Below are 20228 nucleotides of genomic sequence, written 5' to 3'. Positions count from 1 at the left end.
TGTTTTAATTCACATTCAGCAACCTGGCCAGCTCCGCTTTCCACACCGTGAGATCGCCAATATGGGCGCTCACCCATTCGGCATGATAGTAAGTGTCCAGATAGCGTTCGCCGCTGTCGCACAGCAGGGTCACCAGTGAACCGGTTTCTCCGGCTTCACGCATACGGGCGGCCAGTTGCAACATGCCCCACATGTTGGTGCCCGTTGAGGCCCCCACTTTGCGGCCCAGTTGCGTTTCCAGCCAGTGTGCGGTCGCCACGCTGGCGGCATCAGGTACGCGCAGCATTTCATCGACTACGTCGGCAATGAATGACGGTTCAACGCGCGGACGACCAATCCCCTCAATTTTACTGCCGACAGGGCTGCGCAGGGTGGCGTCACGCGACTGCCAGAAAGGCAGGAAAACCGAGTTTTCCGGGTCCACCACCATCAGTTGTGTATCGTACCCCTGGCAGCGAATGTAGCGACCAATGGTCGCGGAGGTTCCACCAGTTCCGGCGCTCATGACAATGTGTTTCGGGACGGGATGCGGTTCGCACTGCATCTGGCGGAAGATGCTGTCGGCGATATTGTTATTACCGCGCCAGTCGGTGGCGCGTTCGGCATAGGTGAACTGATCCATATAATGACCATTCAACTCGTGTGCCAGCTGTTCAGAGGCGGCATAAATCTCGCAGGCGCTTTCCACAAAATGGCAGCGACCGCCGTAAAATTCAATCTGTTCGATTTTCCGTTTTGCCGTGCAGGCAGGCATGACGGCAATAAACGGCAGTCCCAACAGGCGGGCAAAATAGGCCTCGGATACTGCCGTTGATCCGGATGAGGATTCGATAATGGTCGTGCCTTCTTTAATCCAGCCGTTGCACAGCCCATAGAGGAACAGCGAACGCGCCAGTCGGTGCTTCAGGCTACCGGTTGGATGGGTGCTTTCATCTTTCAGATAGAGCTGGATCCCCGGAAATGCGGGTAACGGCAGGCGGATGAGATGCGTATCAGCCGAACGCTGATAATCCGCATTAATCTCATTGATGGCATTTTTTACCCAGGTGCTGTTCATCATTAATATCCATTTGTCATTTTGTGCCAAGAGTAGCGAAAAGCACGGAAAAAATTGTTGCCATTTAGCCTTTAAAATAGAATGTAAGGAGAAAATTCTTCTCTGAGGTGCCGGTATGCTAGATAAAATTGACCGCAAGCTGCTCGTGTTGTTGCAGCAGGACTGCACCCTCTCTTTGCAGGCGCTGGCGGATGCCGTTAATCTGACCACCACCCCCTGCTGGAAACGCCTCAAACGGTTGGAAGATGATGGCATTCTGGTTGGCAAAGTCGCGCTGCTGGACCCGGAAAAACTGGGGCTGGGGTTAACGGCCTTTGTGCTCATCAAAACCCAGCATCACAGCAGTGACTGGTATTGCCGCTTCGTGACGGTAGTCAGTGAGATGCCGGAGGTGCTGGGCTTCTGGCGCATGGCTGGGGAGTACGACTACCTGATGCGGGTTCAGGTTGCCGACATGAAGCGCTATGATGACTTCTACAAACGTCTGGTAAACAGCGTTCCCGGTCTGTCGGACGTCACGTCGAGCTTTTCCATGGAACAGATTAAATACACAACTGCGCTGCCAATCGAATAACTCTCCCGGCACGATTTGCCGGAAAATCAGGTCAGGACATAATACGTGCGATTATTTGCTCAATTAAGCTGGTACTTTCGCCGGGAGTGGCGTCGCTACCTCGGGGCCGTTGCCTTGCTTATCATCATCGCTATTCTGCAACTCATTCCGCCAAAAGTGGTCGGTATTGTCGTGGATGGCGTGTCCACGCAACACTTTACGCCGCAACAGATAATGATGTGGATTGGCACCATCGCTCTGATTGCCGTCGTGGTCTATCTGCTGCGCTACGTCTGGCGCGTGCTGCTGTTCGGTGCCTCTTACCAACTGGCGGTGGAGTTGCGCGAAGATTATTACCGCCAGCTCAGTCGCCAGCATCCTGAATTTTATTTGCGCCACCGCACCGGTGATTTAATGGCTCGCGCGACCAATGACGTTGACCGCGTGGTCTTTGCCGCAGGGGAAGGGGTTTTAACGCTGGTGGATTCGCTGGTAATGGGCTGCGCGGTGCTGATCGTGATGTCTACGCAAATCAGCTGGCAGCTCACGCTGTTTGCACTGCTACCGATGCCGGTGATGGCGATGATGATTAAGCGCTACGGCGATCGTCTGCACGATCGTTTCAGGCTGGCGCAGGCGGCATTTTCCAGCCTTAATGACCGTACCCAGGAGAGCCTGACCAGCATTCGCATGATCAAAGCGTTTGGTCTGGAAGATCGGCAGTCCGCGCTGTTTGCGGCTGACGCGGAAGATACCGGGAAGAAAAACATGCGCGTGGCGCGCATTGATGCCCGCTTTGATCCGACGATTTATATCGCCATCGGGACGGCGAACCTGCTGGCTATCGGGGGCGGTAGCTGGATGGTTGTACAAGGTTCGTTGACGCTGGGGCAACTGACCAGTTTTATGATGTACCTTGGACTGATGATTTGGCCGATGCTGGCGCTGGCCTGGATGTTTAACATCGTGGAGCGCGGCAGTGCGGCTTACGGTCGTATTCGCGCGATGCTGGCCGAAGCGCCGGTGGTGAACGATGGTAGCGAACCGGTGCCGGAAGGGCGTGGCACACTGGCGGTGGCGATCCGTGAGTTTAGCTACCCGCAAACCACCCATCCGACGCTGGAAAACGTCAATTTCCGGCTTGAACCCGGACAGATGCTGGGCATCTGTGGGCCAACAGGTGCGGGTAAAAGCACCGTGTTGTCATTGATTCAGCGCCATTTCGATATCACCCAGGGGGAGATCCGCTTTCATGACATTCCTCTGCCGCGCCTGCAACTGGACAGCTGGCGCAGTCGGCTGGCGGTGGTCAGTCAGACGCCATTCCTGTTTTCGGATACCGTGGCTAATAACATTGCGTTGGGCTGCCCCAGCGCCACGCAACAGGACATTGAACATGTGGCGCGTTTAGCCAGTGTGCATGAGGATATTCTCCGCCTGCCGCAGGGTTACGACACCGAAGTCGGCGAGCGCGGCGTGATGCTCTCCGGTGGCCAGAAGCAGCGTATCTCCATTGCACGGGCGCTGTTGCTGAATGCCGAAATCCTGATCCTGGATGATGCGCTTTCGGCGGTCGATGGGCGAACGGAGCACCAGATCCTGCACAATCTGCGCCAGTGGGGAGAAGGGCGAACGGTGATCATCAGCGCGCACCGCCTCTCGGCGCTGACCGAAGCGAGTGAAATTATCGTGATGCAGCACGGGCATATCGCTCAGCGCGGCGATCATGAGGCGCTGGTGCAGCAGACGGGCTGGTATCGCGATATGTACCGTTATCAGCAACTGGAAGCGGCGCTTGATGATGTGCCGGAAAACGACGAGGAGGCGGCTAATGCGTAGTTTTGGGCAGTTATGGCCGACCCTCAAACGCCTGCTGGCCTATGGTTCTGTGTGGCGAAAACCCTTAGGCATTGCGGTGATTATGCTGTGGGTCGCGGCGGCAGCGGAAGTCAGCGGTCCGCTACTGATCAGCTACTTCATCGATAACATGGTGGCAAAAAATAACCTGCCGCTGGGGATGGTGATCGGACTGATTGCCGCCTATCTAGGGCTGCAGGTTCTCGCCGCCAGTTTGCATTATGCCCAGTCGCTGCTATTTAACCGTGCGGCGGTCGGGGTGGTGCAGCAGTTACGGACCGACGTGATGGATGCCGCGCTGCGCCAGCCGTTGAGTGAATTTGACACACAGCCCGTCGGGCAGCTTATTTCGCGCGTCACAAACGATACTGAAGTGATCCGCGATCTCTATGTCACGGTGGTGGCGACGGTTCTGCGCAGCGCGGCGTTGATTGGCGCGATGCTGGTGGCGATGTTCAGCCTTGACTGGCGTATGGCGCTGGTGGCTATTCTGATCTTCCCGGCGGTGCTGGTAGTGATGATTATCTATCAGCGTTACAGCACACCGATTGTCCGCCGCGTGCGGGCTTATCTCGCCGATATCAACGACGGCTTCAACGAAGTCATCAATGGTATGAGCGTGATCCAGCAGTTTCGCCAGCAGGCGCGATTTGGTGAACGCATGGGAGAAGCCAGCCGCTCGCATTATCTGGCGCGCATGCAAACGCTGCGTCTGGACGGTTTTTTACTGCGGCCTCTGCTGAGCCTGTTTTCTGCGCTCATTCTCTGCGGCCTGTTGATGCTGTTCAGCTTTACCTCGGCAGGGACGATTGAAGTCGGCGTGCTCTACGCCTTTATCAGTTATCTGGGGCGCCTGAATGAACCCCTGATCGAACTGACCACCCAGCAGTCGATGCTGCAACAGGCGGTGGTCGCAGGGGAGCGTGTGTTTGAACTGATGGACGGGCCGCGCCAGCGCTATGGGCAGGATTCGCGTCCGCTGACATCCGGGCAGATTGACGTCGAGGATGTGTCGTTTGCCTATCGCGACGATAATCTGGTGCTGCAAAATGTCAGCCTTTCCGTGCCGTCCCGCAGTTTTGTCGCGCTGGTGGGGCATACCGGCAGCGGTAAAAGTACGCTTGCCAGCCTGCTGATGGGCTATTACCCGCTGAGTCAGGGGGAAATTCGCCTTGATGGGCGTCCATTAAGTTCCCTGAGTCACAGCGCGCTGCGTCAGGGGGTGGCGATGGTGCAGCAGGATCCGGTGGTGATGGCGGATTCCTTCCTGGCGAACGTGACGCTGGGGCGAGATATCTCCGAGGAGCAGGTGTGGCAGGCGCTGGAAACGGTGCAACTGGCGGAACTGGCGCGTGGGATGAGTGAAGGTATTCATACCCAACTGGGTGAGCAGGGGAATACGCTCTCAGTCGGACAGAAACAATTGCTGGCGCTGGCGCGGGTGCTGGTGGCAACGCCGCAGATTCTGATCCTCGACGAAGCGACCGCCAGTATCGATTCAGGTACCGAGCAGGCCATTCAGCACGCGCTGGCCGCCGTGCGCGAGCACACCACGCTGGTGGTGATTGCACACCGGCTGTCGACCATTGTGGAGGCAGACACCATTCTGGTGCTTCATCGTGGACAGGCCGTAGAGCGCGGCACCCATCACCAACTGCTTGCGGCACAGGGGCGCTACTGGCAGATGTATCAGCTCCAGCTTGCCGGCGAAGAGCTGGCGGCCAGCGTTCGCGAGGAGTCGCTTCCCGCCTGATGCACCGCCGCTGCCGGGTTGCTTCGGCGGTGGTGCAAAAATGTAACGCATCATGCACTGTCATGGTGCGTTTTTCTTTTCCCGCTGCATTTTCCTTTCTGAATCGCCCGCCAGACGGCCTGTAGAACAGAGACTGGCTCCGCTTTTTCAATTCTGGCATACCCCTTGCAATACCTCAGTCGTGTAGTCGCACCAAATGCCGAATTCTGACTGGAGGGGATCTATGAAGCTGGTTACCGTGGTAATCAAACCGTTCAAACTGGAAGACGTTCGCGAAGCGCTCTCTTCTATTGGTATTCAAGGGCTGACCGTCACCGAAGTAAAAGGGTTCGGACGTCAGAAAGGTCATGCCGAGTTATATCGGGGTGCAGAGTACAGCGTCAACTTCCTGCCTAAAGTGAAGATTGATGTGGCCATTGCCGACGACCAACTGGATGAAGTGATCGATGTCATCAGCAAGGCGGCCTATACCGGAAAAATTGGCGACGGCAAAATTTTCGTCGCGGAGCTGCAACGCGTCATTCGTATTCGCACCGGCGAAGCTGACGAAGCGGCGCTGTAAAGCCTGGCACACAGTAACGGGAAACGACAAAATGAAGATAGCAACGATGAAAACGGGCCTTGCTTCGCTGGCGCTGCTGCCAGGTCTCGCGATGGCTGCTCCGGCAGTGGCGGATAAAGCCGATAACGCCTTTATGATGATTTGTACCGCGCTGGTGCTGTTTATGACCATACCGGGTATCGCTCTGTTCTACGGCGGTTTGATCCGCGGCAAGAACGTCCTGTCGATGCTGACGCAGGTCACCGTCACCTTCGCACTGGTGTGCATCATGTGGGTGGTGTTCGGCTATTCACTGGCGTTTGGTGAAGGGAACAGTTTCTTCGGTAACTTCAATTGGGTGATGCTGAAAAATATTGAGCTGACCGCCGTAATGGGCAGTATCTACCAGTATATTCACGTTGCTTTCCAGGGATCGTTTGCCTGTATTACCGTCGGTCTGATCGTCGGTTCGCTGGCTGAGCGTATCCGTTTCTCTGCCGTTCTTATCTTCGTGGTGGTCTGGTTGACGCTTTCCTACATTCCTATTGCTCATATGGTGTGGGGCGGCGGTCTGTTGGGGTCGCATGGTGCGCTGGACTTTGCAGGCGGTACTGTGGTGCATATCAATGCCGCGATTGCCGGACTGGTGGGTGCCTACCTGATCGGCAAACGTGTGGGCTTCGGTAAAGAGGCGTTCAAACCGCACAACCTGCCGATGGTCTTTACCGGTACGGCGATCCTCTATATCGGCTGGTTCGGCTTTAATGCGGGTTCTGCGGGCACGGCGAATGAGATTGCCGCACTGGCCTTTGTGAACACGGTTGTGGCCACGGCCGCCGCGATTCTCGGCTGGATCTTCGGCGAATGGGCACTGCGCGGTAAACCGTCTCTGCTGGGCGCATGCTCGGGGGCGATTGCCGGCCTGGTTGGCGTCACGCCTGCCTGCGGCTATATTGGCGTCGGCGGCGCGTTAATCATCGGTGTGGTCGCGGGCGTAGCCGGATTGTGGGGCGTGACAATGCTCAAACGTCTGCTGCGCGTTGATGACCCATGCGATGTGTTCGGCGTTCACGGCGTCTGCGGGATTGTCGGTTGTATTCTGACCGGCGTCTTTGCATCCAGCGCGTTGGGCGGTGTGGGCTTCGCTGAAGGGGTAACGATGGGGCACCAGTTGCTGGTGCAGCTTGAGAGCATCGCTATCACCATCGTCTGGTCGGGCGTTGTGGCCTTTATCGGTTACAAGCTGGCAGATTTGACGGTCGGTCTGCGCGTACCGGAAGAGCAAGAGCGCGAAGGGCTGGATGTGAACAGCCACGGCGAGAACGCCTACAACGCATAACAGAAAAATGCCCGGTGAGGTTAACCGGGCAACCATCGGCTACCGCCGGATGTGAAGCCCACGCCATCCGGCTTTTTCTTAGTTGTGATTGCGCATCACCCCTTCCTGTACGGTCGACGCTACCAGTTTTCCGTCCTGCGTGTAGAACTCGCCGCGAACAAATCCGCGCGCGCTGGAGGCCGATGTGCTTTCCACGCTGTACAGCAGCCATTCGTTCAAATCAAAGGGGCGGTGGAACCACATGGAATGGTCGATCGTGGCAATCTGAATCCCTTTTTCCAGGAAACCAATGCCGTGAGGTTGCAGGGCAACGGGCAGGAAATTGAGATCGGAGGCGTAACCTAACAGATACTGATGGACGCGGATGTCGTTGGGCAACGCACCGTTCGCGCGGATCCATACCTGGCGCGTAGGTTCTGCCACATGGCCTTTTAGCGGGTTATGAAACTCAACGGGGCGCACTTCCAGCGGGCGATCGCAGAGAAATTTATCCTTTAAAATCGGCGGCAGCAGGTGTGCCACTGTCCGGGCGATGTCGGTTTCCGATGCTAATCCTTCCGGCGCGGGGGCGTGCGGCATGGTTTTTTGATGTTCGAAACCGGCTTCTGGCGCCTGGAACGAAGCGGTCATGTAAAAGATGGGCTTCCCATTCTGGATGGCGGCAACGCGACGGGCGCTGAAGCTGTTGCCGTCACGCAAAACTTCTACATCGTAAACAATGGGTTGCTGGCTGTCGCCGGGGCGTAAAAAATAACTGTGAAACGAGTGGACCAGTCTTTCTTCTGGTACCGTTTCTTTCGCTGCATACAGCGCCTGGCCGACGACCTGTCCACCAAAAACCTGACGCAACCCTAAGTCTTCACTTTGGCCCCGAAAGAGTCCTTCCTCAATTTTTTCCAGATTCAATAATGTCAGCAAATTGTTCAGTGCCTGACTCATACATGCTCTCCAGGTAACAACGACGCCGAAGCGAGATAGGCAGAGTATAACGCAATTTTAGAAGTGGTCCGATGGGTGCAATAGTCTGAAAAACTGACCAATTCCAGGCAAAAATAAGGGATGTGTGCCACACTTAGCTACGTTACGTTTTTGTTAACCACTCTTCCGGCGGGAGGAAAGCCCGCTGGTGCAGAGATGATAAGGAGAATTTAATGAAGCTCATGCACATGGTAAGTGGTTTAGCGGTAGCAGTTGCTCTGGCCGCCTGCGCGGATAAAAGCGCTGATATCCAGACGCCAGCGCCGAACCCAAACACTTCAGCCACGGCCGCACAGCCTGTGATTGCACAACCTAATGTCTCGGGTACCGTATGGATCCGTCAGAAAGTGGCATTGCCGCCAGACGCCGTACTGACCGTAACCTTGTCGGATGCGTCGCTGGCTGATGCGCCATCGAAAGTTCTGTCCCAGAAAGCGGTTCGTACCGAAGGGAAACAGGCACCATTCAGCTTCGTTCTGCCGTTTAACCCGGCTGATGTGCAGCCGAATGCCCGCATTCTGCTGAGTGCGGCAATTACGGTGAATGACAAACTGGTGTTTATTACCGATACCGTTCAGCCGGTCATCAACCAGGGCGGCACGAAAGCCGATCTGACGCTGGTACCGGTCCAGCAGACGGAAGTTCCTGTGCAGGCAAGCGGTGGGGCAGCGACGACTGTGCCTTCAACCTCGCCGACACAAGTGAATCCGTCTTCTGCGGTTCCTGCCCCGACGCAGTACTAAGTCCTGTCTGACCCTCTCCACCTGGAGAGGGTCAATAATTCCAGCGATACCGCTGCAAATCGATCTGTCCGCTCCCGGAAACCATAATGCCTTCCGCCAGTAATGCCTGCCGCTGTCGTTGCAGATCGGGACCGGTTAGCGAAATGACGCCGTGTCGATTCACAACCCGATGCCAGGGCAGGGTGCTGCCTTCGGGTAAGCGTTTAAGCACGCCACCAACCTGCCTGGCCGCGCGCGGAGACCCTGCGAGCATCGCGACATCGCCATAGGTGGTAACGCTGCCTTCGGGAATGGAGGCAACAATTTGCCAGACGCGCTGGGGGAATGTGTCTTGTCTGTCCATGGTTTCTTCCTGCGGTAATCCTTCAGCATAATCTGGAATGGCGGACACGGGAAGTTCCATTGCGCAAGAAACCAGCATCTGACCGCTGATGGCTTGCAATTACAGGGGGCAGCAGTGATAATGCGCCTGCGCGTTGGTTAACAACGCTCTCAATGGGGGCTCTGTTGGTTCTCCCGCAACGCTACTCTGTTTACCAGGTCAGGTCCGGAAGGAAGCAGCCAAGGCAGATGACGCGTGTGCCGGGATGTAGCTGGCAGGGCCCCCACCCATTTGTGCCGTCCGGCATCACATCTTCGTTTCTCTTCTTGTCGTTGTCATGGTTTTGTCATTTTTTTGTCATCAAATGCTGGCAGAGTGTTTTTGGGATGTTAAATCTTGCTGCCCGATCCTCTTATCACGCCGTGGCGATCTGTCGTCGCCAGAGACGTGTTTTGCCTGTCCACAAGGATTCTTACGATGGCTACTGCAGTACTGAATGTCAAAATTGATGAGACGTTAAAAGAAAAACTTCGTCATTACGCTGAAGTGAATAATGAGAATTTAAGTATCACGACAGAAAAACTGCTGCTGATTGCCTTCGATGTTGCGGCAGAGGCGGGGGTCTCGGTTGGCGATATCGATAGCCAGCACACGGAAGAGTCAATTGTTGAGCCACTGACTCCTAAAGAAATCAAAGCCTTGCGCAGACTACTGAAGAAGAAAAAATGAAACAGCAAACGCTCTCCATCGCCAGTAACTATGGCGAAGCCTGTGAACTACTCCGCTCGGGTTATGTTAAGCATGTTTGCCTGAGCTGGAACGTCGGCAGCGATGAATTTTTTCGCATTGCCTCAGACTGGTGTGATGCCGGTGCCAAAATAAAGAAAGAGGGGGATAACTTCATTATTTCCCTTAAAGGTTTTCCGGTTCCCCGCCAGCATTAAATAATCTTACGCACCTTACCGCTGCCGGACTGTAGACGCAGTGTTTCCCAGAGCGGTTCCAGGGTGCTAAATGCCGAGCGCAGGGGTTCTTCCGGCAAGGCGAATGGCATACGTAAGAAACGATCAAACGCGCCTGCGAGCCCAAAGCGGGTGCCTGTACCCAGTTGAATCCCGACGCTTTCCGCTCGCGTGGCAAAAATCGTCGCCAGCGTATCCGGTAATTCCACCCAAAAAGATAATCCCCCCTGCGGTTGCTGATAGCGCCACTCGGGAAAGTGCTTACGCATCAGCGTGTCACAGAGTGCGCGCCGTGCGGCTAACCGTTGTCTACGCTGCGGCAAAAAAGAATCGGCATTATCCAGCAGCCACGTGGTGGCCAGTTGTTCGATGACCGGTGAGCCCAGATCGACCGTATCCCGCGTCTGTACCAGTGCGGCGATAGTCCGTGATGGCGCACGCACCCAGCCCAGACGCAGCCCTCCCCAGAAACTCTTGCCTGCCGAACCCAGCATAATCACCGGAGCATCGCGATGATAAGCCGCCAACGGCGGGGGCGGCGGAGCGTCGTACCAAAGATTCACCATCGTTTCGTCGATGACCAGCGTCGTCCGTGTACGGACGGCGATATCCGCGATGGCCTGCCGCGTTTCCTCATTCATACACCGTCCGGTGGGATTGTGAAAATCTGGCATCAGATAGGCCATTCTTGGCGAGGTCTGGGCGATCGTCGCGGCCAGTCCATCCGTATCCCAACCTTCTGCGGGCAATGACACACCCACGGGTCGACAGGAGGCTCCCTGGATGGCGGCAATGGCCAGTGGATATGTCGGATGATCGACCACCACGCGATCGCCGGGTCCGGTCAGCAAGCGCAGAATCAACGCCAGACCGCTGACCGCACCGTTAACTACCATGATTTCATCCGCCGTTGTCGGCAGGCCTCGCGCACAGTAATGACGGGCGAGCGATTCTCGCAAGCAGAGTAATCCCTGCGGCTGATAGCCCGATGTCAGCAAATGCGGAGGCATCGCACACAGCGCCTGCTGATAAGCCTGATGGATTTCAGGCCCGGCGCTGAGGGCAGCGGTAGAGAGATCCAATGCCATCGTGGTTCCGGCGCGTGTTGGTACTTCGCGGATATGGCCCGGCAGAATCACGCGCGATCCACTTCCGTGCCGACTTTCCAGATATCCCTCTTCCCGCAGTTGCGCCAGCGCGCTGGCCACAGTAGTGCGACTGACGTCGAGTACCGCAGCCAGTTCGCGTTCTCCGGGCAAACGGCTGTCGAGTGCCAGGCGTCCGTCAAGGATCAGTAGACGCAGCGCTTCTGCCAGTTGCCGCCAGAGCGGGGTTCTTGATGCGCTGTCCTGCCAGTGTCCGAGCAGGCGCTGAAGAGATTGACTTCCGTAACGACGTGATGACATGGCAGTCCACTTTTTCAAAACTGGTCATTAATCATAATGCCAATTATAGAGAAGATGAATGTTATCTGAACGGGGAGGGTGAAAATGGGGCGTCGTCTGGTTCAACTTTACTTTGGATTGGCTCTGTATGGGATATCAACCGCGATGTTTGTGCGTGCGGATTTAGGCGCCGATCCGTGGAACGTGTTTCATCTGGGGCTGGCGAATCTGTTGTCGATGAAGATTGGCGTAGTCATGATTATCGTCGGTGCGCTGGTACTGTTGCTGTGGATCCCCCTGCGTCAACGCCCAGGGTTGGGAACCCTCAGTAATGTGATTGTGATCGGGCTCGCCGCCGATGCGGCGCTGGCAGTGATGCCGGCGTTTTCTTCCCTCGTCGTGCGCAGCATCATTTTGGTGGCCGCCGTTGTGGTGAATGCGTTGGCGACGAGCATGTACATTGGCGCAGGCTTTGGTGCCGGGCCAAGAGACGGTCTGATGACCGGTATTCATGCTCGCACAGGATGGTCGGTGCGTACCATCCGTACCGCGATAGAAGTCTCTGTTTTATTAAGCGGCTGGCTGCTCGGTGGCACGCTTGGCGTTGGAACCGTGCTGTATGCGCTGGCGATTGGGCCGTTGATCCAGATCTGTCTGCCGTGGTTTCGCTATAAACCCCGGGCACGGATTCAGACAGCATAGAAAGGAGAGGGCGACTACACTTACTCTCGACTGACGCGGCTGGAATGGCCTTGCCGTGCAGTGGACTTCGGAGGTTTTTCTCATGAAGTATGTGGACGGATTTGTCCTTGCCGTACCTGCCGAAAACAAGGAGGCTTATAAGGCGATGGCGGCAAAAGCAGCCCCGCTGTTCAAGGAATTTGGTGCGCTCCGCATTGTGGAATGCTGGGCCGACGATGTGCCAGATGGCAAAGTCACCGATTTCCGTATGGCGGTGAAAGCCGAGGAGCACGAAGAGGTGGTATTCAGTTGGATTGAGTACCCGTCGAAAGAAGTGCGGGATGCGGCGAATCAGAAGATGATGTCCGATCCGCGCATGAAAGAGTTTGGTGAGTCGATGCCGTTTGATGGTAAACGTATGATTTACGGCGGATTCTCACCTATTATCGACGACTAGCGTGACTGGCTGTGCGGCGTGCCGCCAGCCATCTCTGCGTTATAAATGTTTTTCCGCCCACAGAATAAACGCCTCTTTGGGCAGCGCCTTGCTGTACAGCCAGCCCTGCCCATAATGGACGCCGTGCTGGCGCAACCAGTCTTCCTGATTTGCTGTTTCAATCCCTTCCGCGACCATTTTCAGCTTCAGCGTTTTGGCCATTTCGATGATATGCGGCGTCACGTTCTTGTACTCCAGCGCATCGACAAACGATTTGTCGATTTTCAGAATGTCCACGTCCAGATTCTGCAAATAGCTAAGGCTGGAATAGCCGGTGCCAAAATCATCAATGTAGATGGCATGTCCTGCCTTGCGGTAGCGGGCAACGAATGGCGAACTGGTCTTCGGATCGGCAAATCCCCGTTCCGTCAGTTCGAGAGCAATCTGTGAGGGGGCAAGCTGATACCGGTTAAGCAATTTACTGAGTAGCGTCGGGAGTTTTTCAGAAGTGAGATCCGCAGCCTCAATATTAATGGAAATATGCTGATCGGGATGTTGCTTCAACCATTTCCCCATATCCTCAAACACCGTCTCGATAATTAAGCGGGTAAGTTGTTCGGTTAGACCGGTCTGTTCGGCCAGAGTGATGAAAATATCGGGTGACAGGTTACTGCCATCGGCTTGTGGCCAGCGCGCCAGCGCTTCGGCGCCGACTATTTTTCCGGTCGATAACGAAATGATGGGCTGGTAGTGAACCTTGATGTCCCTGTTGTTGATAGCATCCTGCAGCCGGTGATGCGGCGACTGGAGACGGCGCAGAATACGCAGAATAAAAGCAGCGGCCAGCAGACCGATCAGGATGCCGGCGGGAACCCAGATCAGCGCCTGCCTGTACCAGATTTTCTGCAGTGGAAGGGTAGACGACCAACTGACGATGGTAATGCCCATTTCCGGGAAGGGGCGAACCTCATAAATAATGCCATGACTTTCCAGATGGCGAGGCGTGGCTTCCTGTGTGAATTGCAGGATATTCGGTGCAAGCGCACTGCTGCTGGCAATGACTGTATTGCGTTTTACGCCGATAATCGCGACATCTATCTGCCAGGCGCCAAAAGGAACCACGTCGATAAACGATGCGGGATCAATCATCACGATATAGTCGCCATAGCCCAGCGCTGCCATATCGCGCTCGATCCCCAGATCGTTTTGCGCGGTAAACCATGCGCGGTAGCCATCGTTGGTGATTTTCATGGGGGGAGGAAATGTGGCGGTATGACTTTCCTGCTCCAGGGATGAGCAGCGGGGCATGTTGTTTTGCAGGTACAATACTTCCTGGACATAACGATAACTGAAGGAGATCCGCCGCATAGCCAGTAAGTGTTCCCGTGAGCACGGTGCGCTTTTCACGGCGTTAATCTGCTGTAATGCCTGCTTCGCCTGAGTTACCACTCGTTCTGTACGTTCCGAGACGCGCACTGAGTAGGTATTCAGCTCTTCGATGAATTTCTTTTCGACCTGGCGATGCGCGAGCCAAATACTTAGCCCAACCGGAAGCAATACGGAGAGGATAAGTACTCCTGTCACCAGACTGACCAGATGTCGTGTTCTCACGCAGATATCCTTAATAACGCATTGTAGAGAAAGTATATCCGATCGCGAAAAAAGCCCTGTAAATGATGTCGTTAATCTACAAAGTTTTTGATGAAAGCGTGGATTTCTGTCGTTTTCACAACGAAAAAACCGGTGTAAAGGTCGAAAGGATTGAACTGCGATACATTCAGCGATAAAGTGATGTTATATTATAACACTTTTTTATCGGTTGATGAGGATAACATGCAGGTCTTGAATTCATTACGTAGTGCAAAGCAGCGCCATCCAGACTGTCAGATCGTAAAGCGCAAAGGGCGTTTATATGTGATTTGTAAGAGTAATCCGCGTTTTAAAGCGGTACAGGGAAGAAAAAAACGGCGTTAAAGAAAGGAGAGGCCGGATAGGGGAAATGACTATCCGGCAACACAAACGGATTATGGCGCGGTTTCTGCGCGGGCAAGGGTGAAGATATCGTAAAACGAAAGCTCGCCTTTACGCGTCACCATCTTCTGTAATTGTGCTTTATGTTCATCATCGACGCGCGGGGAGTGAAGGATGGTATTAATCAACGCGGAAGGTACAAACCGGGTGTTATACCACTCGCCGTTGTAACACACCCTGAAATCCAGCACGTCAATATCTTCATAGCGATAGCGCGGGGCAACATCAAAAAAGAAAAAGCCGTTGAGGATGACAAACAGCACGACCAGCAGCCAGACGGAGTCGACCAGCGTTTCTGATTGCAGCATCACCGCCAGCGTGGCAAACCAGGCGACGTACATCCCAATAAACAAACCAGGATGCTTGCGAATAAAGCTGATGCTAAAGCGGGGCTTATTATCGCGCTTCTCACGAACGTTCAGGTCGTCGATGGTTTCGGTGAGCAGGCGTTGTATTTCTGTCATTTTTTGCCTTCGTGATTTTCGCTACTTACAGGGGAACGCCCCATTTTAAGTGGGCGATTAGCGTGAAGAAAGTAACAGATTAACCACAATTTATCATAACAGTTACAATTCTGTTTACAGGGTTTTGATAATCCGTGCCGGGTTACCGCCTACCACCACGTTAGCTGGGACGTTTTTGGTCACCACCGCGCCGGAGGCGACAACCACGTTGTCACCAATGTTGACGCCGGGATTAATGACCGCGCGTCCACCAATCCAGACATTATTGCCAATCGTGACGGGCTTGCCGAATTCCAGCCCACTATTGCGCTCTGTCGCATCCAGTGGATGTGTGGCGGTATAGATATGAACACCAGGAGCCAGCATACAGTTATCACCAATATGAATCGGACAGACGTCAAGCATGACGCAGTCGAAATTGGCATAAAAGTCTTTACCCAGAAAGATATTGTAACCGTAGTCACAGCGAAATGACGGCTCAATGTAAGGTCGGTCACACTGGCCCAACAGGGCACTGAGGATTGCCAGGCGTTCAGCCTTTTCATCCGGGGTGGTGAGATTGTAGCGGTGAACGAATCGACGCGCCTGCAACCTGTCATGGCGCAGGGTTTCATCTGCCGGGCGATAACGCTCACCCGCTATCATTTTCTGTTTCTCGTCACTCATTCTGCTCTCTCTGACTGTTCACCGGTAAGGCAACACAGTAGAGGGTCAGTGATGTTCAGGGAACGTTCCCTGACCTGGATTGTGACATAAGTCACAATAGTCATTCTATTGTTATTGCGAGTATGAAAAATGTTCCCCAGGAGATGGTCCGTATTTCCTGATGCGACAGTTATCAAATTAACGGATGAATTTCCAGACGGAGGAAGGAATCTTGTCGTAAAGTTTATTCATCGTCAATTCTGCAAGACGGTGATCGGCGGCTGAGTAAAATACAGCCAATTCATTGTCAGACAATTCATATTTATTTTTCTCGATCACGCGCTCAAGCGTGTCAATTGTCTGACAGCGTCGCAAACGCATCAAATAATCAGTTTTAGTTAATGGTTTATCGGACATAAATCTTACCTATGATTGTAATAATTTTTAACAAGACAAACTAACAGGATTAGCCCTGGTGGCATTCACAAAGCAGCGGAACAAGCGATTACCGGATTTCCGCCATTTCTGCAGATCCTGCGCATTAATGCCATAACTGCTGAACAACATAAATGTGTCGTCCAGATATTCATCAATCTGCTCAATCAGCTTATTGTCCTCATTATACTTAATTTTATAATTAAGTGCGAAGGTTGCAATATGCTCTATCAGTTCGTTGAGTTGAAGGTTGATTGCCGAGGTTGGGTCGTTAACCCAGCCATGATTGCTTTCTTCAAGGTTTGCAAGACAGTCGTGATAAAGCGTTTCACAAAGAAATTTAAGCTGCGCTATATCATGTCTTTTGGGTGAGTATTCATCCATAACGCATCCCCTTCTTAGTGGCTTGAACTAACCGAACACCTTCGGGATGGGTACAACTAAACTGACCTGGAGCTTACCTTCTACGCCTGATGATTTAACTATAATCTACTCTAAAAAAGATTTCATCGTTATATTACGAAAAATTACAATTAGTTTAATACGCAAGAAAGTGAAGGTTTGTACATTTTTCCCATTATAGCATGTCGCCAACCCATTCCGGAATGAGATAATTACGTGATTATTTTGAAATTCATCAGATTATCTTCTCTTTTCATCCTCATCGCTGACTGTGGCAAAACCAGAGTCAGACTTATCCCCAGGAATTGTCTTAATAATGAGTTATTAAGCAGGGAATAAGCCCTAAGCCAAATGGCCAGAAATAGCCTTCATCCTCTTGTGGATTATAACCTTTATTACTCGCAACCAAAAGTCAACAAAGTATCAATAAGCCCTTTGGCTGATTTCATTCGAAAAAAAGGCCGCTTGCGCGGCCTTTTATCTGATGAGTATCAGTGATGTTCGACAGAATGACTGTGCTCAATATCTTCATTTCTGCGGCTGAAGCGGCGGCGAACCACCACAAAGAAGACCGGAACGAAGAAGATAGCCAGAACCGTCGCGGTGACCATCCCGCCCATTACGCCAGTCCCTACGGCGTTCTGCGCACCGGAACCCGCACCGGAACTGATAACCAACGGCATAACGCCCAGAATGAACGCCAGAGAGGTCATCAGGATCGGACGTAAACGCATACGGACCGCTTCCAGTGTAGCCTCTACCAGGCCTTTACCTTCTTTATCCATCAGATCTTTGGCGAATTCGACGATCAATATCGCGTTCTTCGCCGACAAGCCAATGGTGGTGAGCAGGCCCACCTGGAAGTAAACGTCGTTCGTTAACCCACGGAAGGTTGCGGCCAACAAGGCACCAATAACCCCCAGCGGAACCACCAGCATAACGGAGAACGGGATAGACCAGCTCTCATACAGCGCCGCCAGACACAGGAAGACGACGATCAGCGAGATGGCATACAGGGCAGGGGCCTGGTTGCCGGACAGGCGTTCCTGATAGGACATCCCCGTCCAGTCATAGCCGATGCCGGATGGCAGCTTACTGGCCAACTCTTCCATCATTGCCATGGCTTCCCCGGTACTCTTACCTGGTGCCGCCTGACCTAAGATTTCCATCGATGGCAGACCGTTATAGCGTTCCAGACGCGGTGAACCGTACTCCCAACGCGATGATGAAAATGCAGAGAACGGTACCATCTGACCATCACTGCCGCGCACATACCAGTTCCCAATATCGTCCGGCAGCATGCGGTATTTGGCTTCGGACATCACGTAAACTTTCTTCACACGACCGCGGTCGATAAAGTCATTCACGTAGCTTCCGCCCCATGCGGCGCCCAGCGTAGTATTAATATCGCTAATGGAAACGCCCAAAGCCTGTGCTTTTTCCTGGTCGATATCAATCTTGAACTGCGGGGTATCTTCCAGACCGTTAGGGCGAACACCAACCAGCAGATCGGGATGTTTTGCAATCTCGCCAAACAACTGGTTACGCGCCTGCGTGAGTTTGTCATGACCCAGGTTAGCCTGGTCAATTAACTGGAAGTCAAAACCGGTAGCAGTACCCAGTTCCACAATTGCTGGCAGGTTAAAGGCAAACACCATTGCATCTTTAATGGCGGCAAAGTGAGCACTTGCACGTTCTGCAATGGCGGGCACCTTGTTTTCTTCACCCGGACGATCCTCCCAATTTTTGAGAGAAATAAAAGCAAGACCGGTGTTTTGACCACGACCTGAGAATCCAAAGCCGTTGACGGTAAACACAGAATTGACGTTGGCTTTTTCGTCCTTCAGATAATAGTCCGTTACTTCATCAAGGACTTTTTGCGTACGTTCCTGCGTTGCGCCAGCCGGAAGTTGCGCCATGGTCAGGAATACCCCCTGGTCTTCATCCGGCAGGAAGGAACTTGGCAGACGAACGAACAGGAACGCCATGCCGACCACGATGATCAGATACAGCAGCAAGTAACGACCCGTACTGCGCAGGATGTTGCCCACGCTGTCGGTGTAGTGGTGCGTGCTCTTATCGAACATGCGGTTAAACCAGCCGAAGAAGCCTTTTTTGCCTTCTCCATGATCGCCTTTGGCAACAGGCTTAAGCATGGTGGCACAAAGAGCAGGGGTCAGGATCATCGCCACCAGAACAGAAAGTACCATTGCCGAAACGATGGTAATCGAGAACTGGCGATAAATCGCACCGGTTGAACCGCCAAAGAAAGCCATTGGAATAAATACCGCTGACAATACCATTGCGATACCGACCAGGGCGCCCTGAATCTGGCCCATCGATTTCCGCGTTGCTTCTTTAGGCGGTAATCCCTCTTCAACCATAACGCGTTCGACGTTCTCAACAACAACGATGGCATCATCGACCAGGAGGCCTATCGCGAGAACCATACCAAACATGGTTAACGTATTTATTGAGAAACCAAATGCCGCGAGTATGGCAAATGTGCCCAACAGAACGACCGGAACGGCGATGGTAGGAATCAGCGTTGCGCGGAAGTTTTGCAGGAACAGGTACATAACAATAAATACCAGTACGATAGCTTCAACCAGCGTCTTCACCACTTCGTTAATCGAGATTTTAACGAAAGGGGTTGTATCGTAAGGGTAAACGACCTTCAGACCGTGCGGGAAGAAAGGCTCCAGTTTTGCAATTGTCGCGCGTACTGCGTTTGCAGTATCCAGCGCGTTTGCACCTGTTGCCAGTTTGATCCCTAAACCTGATGCTGGCTGCCCATTGAATTTCGCGATGACATCATAGTTCTCGCCACCGAGTTCAATACGTGCGACATCACTCAGGCGAACCCGAGAACCATCCTGATTCACTTTCAGCAAAATTTTGCCGAACTCTTCGGTCGAGGTCAGACGCGTTTGAGCAATAATGGATGCGTTAAGCTGCTGACCTTTTACCGGTGGCGTGCCACCTAGCTGACCAGCTGCAACCTGGGCGTTCTGCGCTTTGATTGCCGTAATAACGTCTACCGGCGTTAACTGGTATTTATTTAGCTCGGTCGGATCCATCCAAATGCGCATAGCATATTGCGCACCGAACAACTGGACGTCACCCACGCCGCTGGTACGGCTGACCGGATCTTTTACGGTTGCACCAACATAGTCTGCGATATCTTCCTGCGTCATAGAGCCGTCAGTACTGATCATCCCCATAACCATCAGGAAGCTACTGGAGGATTTCTCAACGCTCACGCCCTGTTGCTGTACTTCCTGCGGAAGTAACGGCATTGCCAGTTGCAGCTTGTTCTGAACCTGAACCTGAGCGATATCCGCATCTGTCCCGGAGTCAAAGGTAATCGTAATCTGAACGGTACCTGAAGAGTCACTGGTTGAGGACATATAGAGCAAGTTATCGATACCGTTCATATTTTGTTCGATAACCTGCGTCACGGTATCTTGAACCGTTTTCGCATCAGCACCAGGATAGCTCGCAGAGATCGTGATTGCAGGTGGAGCAATCGTCGGATATTGCGCCACCGGCAATTTGAGGATCGCGAGACCCCCTGCCAGCATGATGATGATGGCGATAACCCATGCAAAGATAGGGCGATCGATAAAAAACTTAGCCATGTC

At 53.4% G+C, this 20228-nt stretch carries 21 protein-coding genes and 1 other RNA gene; 12 read left to right on the top strand and 10 right to left on the bottom strand.

The window, feature by feature from the left end:
* Window positions 1–4: 4 nt before the first annotated feature.
* Entirely contained in the window at window positions 5–1060 is a 1056-nt protein-coding gene (locus tag I6L53_RS16295) for a PLP-dependent cysteine synthase family protein (protein ID WP_084196652.1), read from the bottom strand.
* A 112-nt stretch (window positions 1061–1172) separates the two neighbouring features.
* Between I6L53_RS16295 and decR the strand changes: the two genes are divergently transcribed.
* The 5 genes from decR (at window position 1173) to amtB (ending at window position 7100) form a co-directional block, all read left to right on the top strand.
* On the top strand, window positions 1173–1631 hold the full coding sequence (gene decR, locus I6L53_RS16290; protein ID WP_042324484.1) for a DNA-binding transcriptional regulator DecR: 459 nt from the start codon (window positions 1173–1175) through the stop codon (window positions 1629–1631).
* 45 nt (window positions 1632–1676) lie between these two features.
* Window positions 1677–3449, top strand: a complete 1773-nt coding sequence (locus I6L53_RS16285; RefSeq protein ID WP_042324482.1) for a SmdA family multidrug ABC transporter permease/ATP-binding protein — start codon at window positions 1677–1679, stop codon at window positions 3447–3449.
* Complete coding sequence (locus tag I6L53_RS16280; RefSeq protein ID WP_042324479.1) at window positions 3442–5220, top strand: SmdB family multidrug efflux ABC transporter permease/ATP-binding protein; 1779 nt, start codon at window positions 3442–3444, stop codon at window positions 5218–5220. Before I6L53_RS16285 ends, I6L53_RS16280 begins: the two co-directional genes overlap by 8 nt.
* Before the next feature lie 223 nt (window positions 5221–5443).
* Window positions 5444–5782: a P-II family nitrogen regulator gene (gene glnK / locus I6L53_RS16275; RefSeq protein ID WP_002891893.1), complete on the top strand. Its 339-nt coding sequence runs from the start codon at window positions 5444–5446 to the stop codon at window positions 5780–5782.
* Between the two features lie 31 nt (window positions 5783–5813).
* Window positions 5814–7100, top strand: coding sequence for an ammonium transporter AmtB (gene amtB, locus I6L53_RS16270; protein WP_042324477.1), 1287 nt, complete (start codon window positions 5814–5816; stop codon window positions 7098–7100).
* A 78-nt stretch (window positions 7101–7178) separates the two neighbouring features.
* Here the strand turns inward: amtB and tesB are convergent, their stop codons facing one another.
* Window positions 7179–8039 carry an acyl-CoA thioesterase II gene (tesB, locus tag I6L53_RS16265; protein WP_042324475.1) on the bottom strand — a complete coding sequence of 287 codons (861 nt, stop codon included), beginning with the start codon at window positions 8037–8039 and terminating at the stop codon, window positions 7179–7181.
* Between the two features lie 212 nt (window positions 8040–8251).
* Between tesB and I6L53_RS16260 the strand changes: the two genes are divergently transcribed.
* On the top strand, window positions 8252–8821 hold the full coding sequence (locus tag I6L53_RS16260) for a YbaY family lipoprotein (RefSeq protein WP_042324474.1): 570 nt from the start codon (window positions 8252–8254) through the stop codon (window positions 8819–8821).
* 31 nt (window positions 8822–8852) lie between these two features.
* Here I6L53_RS16260 and I6L53_RS16255 read toward each other — a convergent pair whose 3' ends face one another.
* Window positions 8853–9164 carry an MGMT family protein gene (locus I6L53_RS16255; RefSeq protein WP_198034312.1) on the bottom strand — a complete coding sequence of 104 codons (312 nt, stop codon included), beginning with the start codon at window positions 9162–9164 and terminating at the stop codon, window positions 8853–8855.
* A 162-nt stretch (window positions 9165–9326) separates the two neighbouring features.
* Here I6L53_RS16255 and ffs point away from each other — a divergent pair.
* From ffs to I6L53_RS16240, 3 genes are all read left to right on the top strand, one after another.
* Window positions 9327–9423, top strand: an RNA gene (ffs, locus tag I6L53_RS16250) — signal recognition particle sRNA small type.
* 197 nt (window positions 9424–9620) lie between these two features.
* Window positions 9621–9872 (top strand): hypothetical protein, encoded by a 252-nt coding sequence (locus tag I6L53_RS16245; protein WP_042324472.1) that lies wholly within the window; start codon window positions 9621–9623, stop codon window positions 9870–9872.
* Window positions 9869–10087 carry a hypothetical protein gene (locus I6L53_RS16240; protein ID WP_042324470.1) on the top strand — a complete coding sequence of 73 codons (219 nt, stop codon included), beginning with the start codon at window positions 9869–9871 and terminating at the stop codon, window positions 10085–10087. The genes I6L53_RS16245 and I6L53_RS16240 overlap by 4 nt, the downstream gene beginning before the upstream one ends.
* Here I6L53_RS16240 and yczR read toward each other — a convergent pair.
* The gene (gene yczR, locus I6L53_RS16235) at window positions 10084–11511 is read right to left on the bottom strand and encodes a MocR-like transcription factor YczR (protein WP_042324468.1); all 1428 of its coding nucleotides are present in this window, start codon (window positions 11509–11511) and stop codon (window positions 10084–10086) included. The two genes, I6L53_RS16240 and yczR, sit on opposite strands and share 4 nt — an antisense overlap.
* A gap of 84 nt (window positions 11512–11595) precedes the next feature.
* Here yczR and yczE point away from each other — a divergent pair, with 84 nt between their 5' ends.
* Complete coding sequence (gene yczE, locus I6L53_RS16230; RefSeq protein ID WP_042324466.1) at window positions 11596–12192, top strand: membrane protein YczE; 597 nt, start codon at window positions 11596–11598, stop codon at window positions 12190–12192.
* 82 nt (window positions 12193–12274) lie between these two features.
* Window positions 12275–12628 (top strand): DUF1428 domain-containing protein, encoded by a 354-nt coding sequence (locus I6L53_RS16225; RefSeq protein ID WP_042324464.1) that lies wholly within the window; start codon window positions 12275–12277, stop codon window positions 12626–12628.
* Between the two features lie 39 nt (window positions 12629–12667).
* Here I6L53_RS16225 and I6L53_RS16220 read toward each other — a convergent pair whose 3' ends face one another.
* Window positions 12668–14218 (bottom strand): EAL domain-containing protein, encoded by a 1551-nt coding sequence (locus I6L53_RS16220; RefSeq protein WP_042324461.1) that lies wholly within the window; start codon window positions 14216–14218, stop codon window positions 12668–12670.
* Window positions 14219–14440: 222 nt separating this feature from the next.
* On the opposite strand from I6L53_RS16220, the gene ykgO reads away from it, so the two are divergent.
* Window positions 14441–14581, top strand: coding sequence for a type B 50S ribosomal protein L36 (ykgO, locus tag I6L53_RS16215; RefSeq protein ID WP_003859006.1), 141 nt, complete (start codon window positions 14441–14443; stop codon window positions 14579–14581).
* 50 nt (window positions 14582–14631) lie between these two features.
* On the opposite strand, the gene I6L53_RS16210 is transcribed toward ykgO, so the two are convergent.
* The 5 genes from I6L53_RS16210 to acrB form a co-directional block, all read right to left on the bottom strand.
* Complete coding sequence (locus I6L53_RS16210; RefSeq protein ID WP_042324459.1) at window positions 14632–15102, bottom strand: YlaC family protein; 471 nt, start codon at window positions 15100–15102, stop codon at window positions 14632–14634.
* A 114-nt stretch (window positions 15103–15216) separates the two neighbouring features.
* Window positions 15217–15768 carry a maltose O-acetyltransferase gene (gene maa / locus I6L53_RS16205; protein ID WP_042324457.1) on the bottom strand — a complete coding sequence of 184 codons (552 nt, stop codon included), beginning with the start codon at window positions 15766–15768 and terminating at the stop codon, window positions 15217–15219.
* Window positions 15769–15945: 177 nt separating this feature from the next.
* Window positions 15946–16164 (bottom strand): HHA domain-containing protein, encoded by a 219-nt coding sequence (locus I6L53_RS16200; protein WP_001280991.1) that lies wholly within the window; start codon window positions 16162–16164, stop codon window positions 15946–15948.
* Window positions 16165–16191: 27 nt separating this feature from the next.
* A complete protein-coding gene (gene tomB, locus I6L53_RS16195; protein ID WP_042324455.1) occupies window positions 16192–16566 on the bottom strand; it encodes an Hha toxicity modulator TomB in 375 nt (124 codons plus the stop codon).
* Window positions 16567–17075: 509 nt separating this feature from the next.
* On the bottom strand, window positions 17076–20225 hold the full coding sequence (gene acrB, locus I6L53_RS16190) for a multidrug efflux RND transporter permease subunit AcrB (protein ID WP_042324453.1): 3150 nt from the start codon (window positions 20223–20225) through the stop codon (window positions 17076–17078).
* Window positions 20226–20228: the final 3 nt, after the last annotated feature.

It is taken from the genome of Citrobacter farmeri (assembly GCF_019048065.1).
GTDB classification, from domain to species: Bacteria; Pseudomonadota; Gammaproteobacteria; order Enterobacterales; family Enterobacteriaceae; genus Citrobacter_A; species Citrobacter_A farmeri.
This window is presented reverse-complemented; position numbering and strand designations above follow the sequence as displayed.